This is a genomic window from Caballeronia sp. (assembly GCF_049581465.1).
Classification (GTDB): Bacteria; Pseudomonadota; Gammaproteobacteria; order Burkholderiales; family Burkholderiaceae; genus Caballeronia.
This window is the reverse complement of sequence record NZ_JBAUSA010000399.1, coordinates 1-4,854: the sequence shown is the minus strand read 5'-3', so window position 1 is coordinate 4,854 and position 4,854 is coordinate 1. Positions and strand designations below refer to the sequence as shown.

3 protein-coding genes and 1 pseudogene are annotated in these 4,854 nt (G+C 60.7%); all 4 read right to left on the bottom strand.

Features of this window, described 5'->3' with window-relative positions; translation table 11 throughout:
- Nucleotides 1-202, bottom strand: a pseudogene (locus WCA53_RS09965) (1-acyl-sn-glycerol-3-phosphate acyltransferase); the annotation flags it as partial.
- Nucleotides 203-234: 32 nt separating this feature from the next.
- A complete protein-coding gene (gmhB, locus tag WCA53_RS09960) occupies nt 235-798 on the bottom strand; it encodes a D-glycero-beta-D-manno-heptose 1,7-bisphosphate 7-phosphatase (RefSeq protein WP_423908587.1) in 564 nt (187 codons plus the stop codon).
- 11 nt (nt 799-809) lie between these two features.
- Nucleotides 810-2,909 (bottom strand): glycine--tRNA ligase subunit beta, encoded by a 2,100-nt coding sequence (gene glyS, locus WCA53_RS09955; protein ID WP_423908585.1) that lies wholly within the window; start codon nt 2,907-2,909, stop codon nt 810-812.
- A gap of 19 nt (nt 2,910-2,928) precedes the next feature.
- Complete coding sequence (gene glyQ, locus WCA53_RS09950; RefSeq protein ID WP_423908583.1) at nt 2,929-3,936, bottom strand: glycine--tRNA ligase subunit alpha; 1,008 nt, start codon at nt 3,934-3,936, stop codon at nt 2,929-2,931.
- Nucleotides 3,937-4,854 lie beyond the last annotated feature (918 nt).

Here is a 4,854-nt window from a genome sequence, read left to right as displayed (position 1 = left end):
GGAGATTCTCGACGCCTTTGATCTGGTAGCGAATCCCGACCAGGTAACGCAGCACGAAGATCGACGACTTGCACCAGTACGCGGCCATCCAGTAGCGCTTTTCAGCGCGCATGAACGGGAACGCGATAAAGCACGCCATCGCGTACGGCACCGTGTAGACCACAAGATAAATCATGAACAACAACGAACGAACGAAGCGCATCGGGTGGTCAACTCTCTTCTAAAGGCCGTGCGTCAGTCGTGATCTTTGGCGAGGAAATCGAGTGCGAACGTGCGCAGGTCTTCATGCACTTTGGTGTTCGGCGGAAGGTTGCCGGCTGCCAGCGTCTTGCGGCCCTTGCCGGTCAGCACGAGATGCAACTGGAAGCCGAGCGCGGCGCCCGATACGAGGTCGCGCAGCGAATCGCCGACCACCGGCGTCACAGCCGGATCGACTTCGAAACGTTCCACGATCTGCTGCAACATGCCGGGCTTCGGCTTGCGGCACTCGCATTCGTCTTCCTGCGTGTGCGGGCAGTAGAACACGGCATCGATCCGTCCGCCCACCGCCGCCACCGCGCGATTCATCTTCTGATGCATTGCGTTGAGCGCAGCCATGTCGAAGAGGCCACGGCCGATGCCCGACTGGTTCGACGCAATGGCCACGCGATAACCCGCCTGATTCAGGCGGGCGATGGCTTCAAGACTGCCGGGAATCGCGACCCATTCATCAGGAGACTTGATGAACGCGTCGGAGTCGACGTTGATCACGCCGTCCCGATCGAGAACCACCAGTTTCTTGTTGGCGTTGGTTGGCATGGTGTGACGCATCAGGTGGCTAACTTCGAGATATCCGCGACGCAATTCATCTGCTGGTGCAGGGCGCCGAGGAGAGCGAGACGGTTGCGGCGCAGCGCCGGGTCTTCGGCGTTCACCATGACGTCGTTGAAGAAGGTGTCCACTGCATCGCGCAACGCCGATAACGCCGATAGTGCTTCCGTGTAGTTGCGTTCGGCGAGTTGATTTTGCACCACCGGCGCGACCTGTTCGAGTTGCGCGTAGAGCGCTTTCTCGGCGGCTTCCTGGAGCAAGCCGGTTTGCACGCTGGACGGCACGTCTTCCGCCGACTTCTTCAGGATATTCGAGATGCGCTTGTTGGCGGCCGCGAGCGATGCAGCTTCCGGCAACGCGGCGAATTCGCGCACTGCGTCCAGACGCGCGACGATGTCGTCCAGACGCGTGGGATTCAGGCTCAACACCGCATCGATTTCGACCGCGTTGAAGCCGCGTTCGCGCAATACGCCACGCAGGCGGTCCATGAAGAACGCGTAGATCGCTTCCGTCGATTCGACGACGTGCGGCATATCGGCGAACTGCTTATGCGCGGTGCGCAGCAACTCGCGCAGGTCGATGGCAAGACTCTTTTCGAGCAAGATACGCAACACGCCGAGCGCGTGACGGCGCAGCGCGAACGGATCTTTTTCGCCGGTCGGCTGCAAGCCAATGCCCCAGATACCGACCAGCGTTTCGAGTTTGTCGGCGAGTGCGACGGCACAGCTCACGCCGCTCGCCGGTGTCTCGTCACCGGAGAAACGCGGCTGGTAATGCTCCGAACACGCGAGCGCGACCTCTTCCGGCTCGCCGTCGTGGCGGGCGTAATACGTGCCCATCGTGCCTTGCAGCTCGGGGAATTCGCCGACCATGTCGGTCAGCAAATCGGCCTTCGCGAGCAAGGCGGCGCGCTTCGAGACGGCCACGTCCACGCCGATCATGGGTGCGATCTCGCCGGCCAGCTCTTCAACGCGCTGCACGCGCTGCAATTGCGAGCCGAGCTTGTTGTGATACACCACGTTCGCGAGCAACGGCACGCGATCGGCGAGGGGCTTCTTCTTGTCTTGCTCGAAGAAGAACTTGGCATCGGCGAGACGCGGGCGCACCACGCGCTCGTTGCCTTCGATGATGTCCCCAGGCGTTTTCGTCTCGATGTTCGACACGATCAGGAAGCGCGAGCGCAGCTTGCCCGATGGGTCCGTGATCGCGAAATACTTCTGGTTCGTCTGCATGGTGAGGATCAGGCATTCCTGCGGCACCTGCAGGAATACGTCGTCGAAATGGCACTCGTACACGACGGGCCATTCGACCAGCGCGTTCACTTCGTCCAGCAGCGTTTCCGGCATGACGACGAGATCCTCGCCCGCGAATGCTTGTAGCTGCGTGCGGATGGATTCGCGGCGGTCGTCGAAATTCGCGAGCACTTTGCCTTTTGAACGAAGCGTCTCGGCATAGTCGTCGGCGTGCGCAATCGCGACGAAGCCTTCCGACATGAACCGGTGACCCAGCGTGGTGACGCCGGAATCGATGCCCAGCGCCCTCACCGGTATGACGTCGCGGCCGTGCAACGCGATCAGGCGCTGGACGGGACGTACGAACTGGACGCTCGAACCGTCCGGACGCTGATACGTCATGACCTTCGGGATGGGCAACTTGGTGAGGGTTTCGTCCAGCGCGGCTTGCAATCCGTCGGCCAGGGTTGCGCCGGGTGCTGCGTAGCGCAGGAAAAACGCTTCAGCCTTGCCGTCCTGCGCGCGTTCGAGGTCGGCGAGCGGGAAGTCCGGGAAGCCGAGCGCCGCGAGTTTCTTGGCGAGAGGCGCGGTGGGCTGGCCGTCTTTATCGAGTGCGACGGATACCGGCAGCACTTTCTCGCGCACCTGTTTTTCCGGCGCGACTGCGCGCACGTTCTTGATGAGAACGGCGAGACGGCGCGGCGTGGCGTATTTCTCGAAAACGGCGTCGCCGTCAATCAGGTCGCGCGCGGCGAGCCGCTGCACGATTCCTTCGGCAAACGAAGTGCCCAGACGCGCGAGCGCTTTCGGCGGCAATTCTTCGGTCAGCAGCTCGACGAGCAGCGATGCGATATTTTTTTGGGTCATTGTCGTGTCGGTGCTCTGGTCAGGCCTGATCGATATGGCGCTCGACCTTCAGCGCTGGCGCCCACGCCGGTTTGGCGGCGTCCTGTGCGTCGGTGGTGAGGTCCGGATCGCCTTGAACGGGATTTCCCAGCATGGGGAATCCGAGCGCCTCACGGGACTCGTAATAGCCCTTCGCGACTGCTCGCGACAAATCCCGGATTCGCCCGATATACGCTGCGCGCGCCGTCACTGAAATCGCGCCGCGCGCATCCAGCAGGTTGAATGTGTGACCGGCTTTCAGGACGAGTTCGTAGGCGGGCAATGAAAGCCGCGCGTCGATCATCTTCTTCGCTTCTGCTTCGTAGCTGGTGAATTGCGTGAAAAGCAGATCGACGTTCGCGTGTTCGAAGTTGTACGTGGATTGTTCGACTTCGTTTTGGTGATAGACGTCGCCGTAAGTCAGGCGGCGCATTTCAGGACCATTCGGGCCGGTTTCTTCCCATTCCGTCCAGATCAGGTCGTAGACGTTCTCGACTTTCTGGAGGTACATGGCGAGGCGTTCGAGGCCGTAGGTGATTTCGCCCAGCACGGGCTTGCAATCGATACCGCCGACCTGTTGGAAGTAGGTAAATTGGGTGACTTCCATGCCGTTCAGCCAGACTTCCCAGCCCAGGCCCCATGCGCCGAGGGTTGGATTTTCCCAGTCGTCTTCCACGAAGCGCACGTCGTTTTGCTTCAGGTCAAAGCCGAGCGCTTCGAGCGAGCCGAGATACAGGTCGAGGATGTTTTCGGGCGCGGGCTTCAGCACTACCTGATATTGGTAGTAGTGCTGCAGGCGGTTGGGGTTGTCGCCGTAACGGCCGTCTTTTGGGCGTCGCGACGGTTGCACGTAGGCTGCGCGCCACGGCTCGGGTCCGAGCGCGCGCAGGAACGTGTGTACGTGCGAGGTACCTGCGCCGACTTCCATGTCGATCGGCTGGAGGAGCGCGCAACCCTTGTTGTCCCAATAGGATTGCAGCGTCAGGATGATTTGCTGAAAAGTGAGCATGAATGCCTTTGTGGCCGGGTGTTGCCGTGGGGGGATCTTGGGCGCGATCTTGCCTCGATCTTGCCTCGGGCGGCGGCTGTGGCTAAAACGTTCAATTTTAACGGGAATGTGGGGCTGGCGGGAATGCCTGTTCGGCGGGGGGCCTGTTCGGCGAGTGTGGGGCTGGGGTGGAGGGGGGGTGCTGCGCGCGGCGGGTGTGGGGCTAGGACGGAGTCCTTCTTCTCGCGTGGTCGTTCTGCATAAGTCGGATTTTCTTGCTTATTACTGTTAGCCCCTGTCCGGGGCGGGACTTCATTTCTTTGCAAACGCGCAAAGAAACGAAGCAAAGAAACGCGTTCAAACCGCGAATACCTCAGTGTCGTCGTTCGTCATTTCAGGTTTTTGGCCCGAACGTAGCGCGGCCCCCGAATCCCCCGCTCGCAGCCGAAAACCGCCCTCAAGCTCTAACGGCGCGCACGCGCTTCGCCTCCAACGCCCCAACCCCGTTGTCGCTAGTGCCAACGGCATGCCAGCAGCAAACCAGCGACCAACTGGACTTGTGTGGTGCGAGATCGCAGATATCCACCGATATACGGCGGTCGAGGCGAAGCGTGTGTGCGCCGTTTGTGCTTGAGGGCGGTGTTCGACTGCGGGTTAAGTATTTCGGGCCGTACTACGTTCGTGCCAAAAACCTGAAATGAGCGACAACGACACTTAAAAATTGGCGGTTTAAAACGCGTTTCTTTGCTTCGTTTCTTTTCGCGTTTGAAAAGAAATGAAGTCCCGCCCCGGATAGGGGCTAACAGAAATAAGCAAGAAATCCGACTTAAGCAGAACGACCACGCTAGCAGAAGGACTCAATGCTAGCCCCACACTCGCCGCGCGCAGCACCCCCCCAACCCTAGCCCGCACTCGCCGCGAGCAGCACCGCCCCCAACC

Bases quoted from the DNA above. Each gene is read 5' to 3' on its own strand.
- gmhB (WP_423908587.1), bottom strand. From the start codon at position 798: ATGCCAACCAACGCCAACAAGAAACTGGTGGTTCTCGATCGGGACGGC.
- glyS (WP_423908585.1), bottom strand. From the start codon at position 2,909: ATGACCCAAAAAAATATCGCATCGCTGCTCGTCGAGCTGCTGACCGAA.
- glyQ (WP_423908583.1), bottom strand. From the start codon at position 3,936: ATGCTCACTTTTCAGCAAATCATCCTGACGCTGCAATCCTATTGGGAC.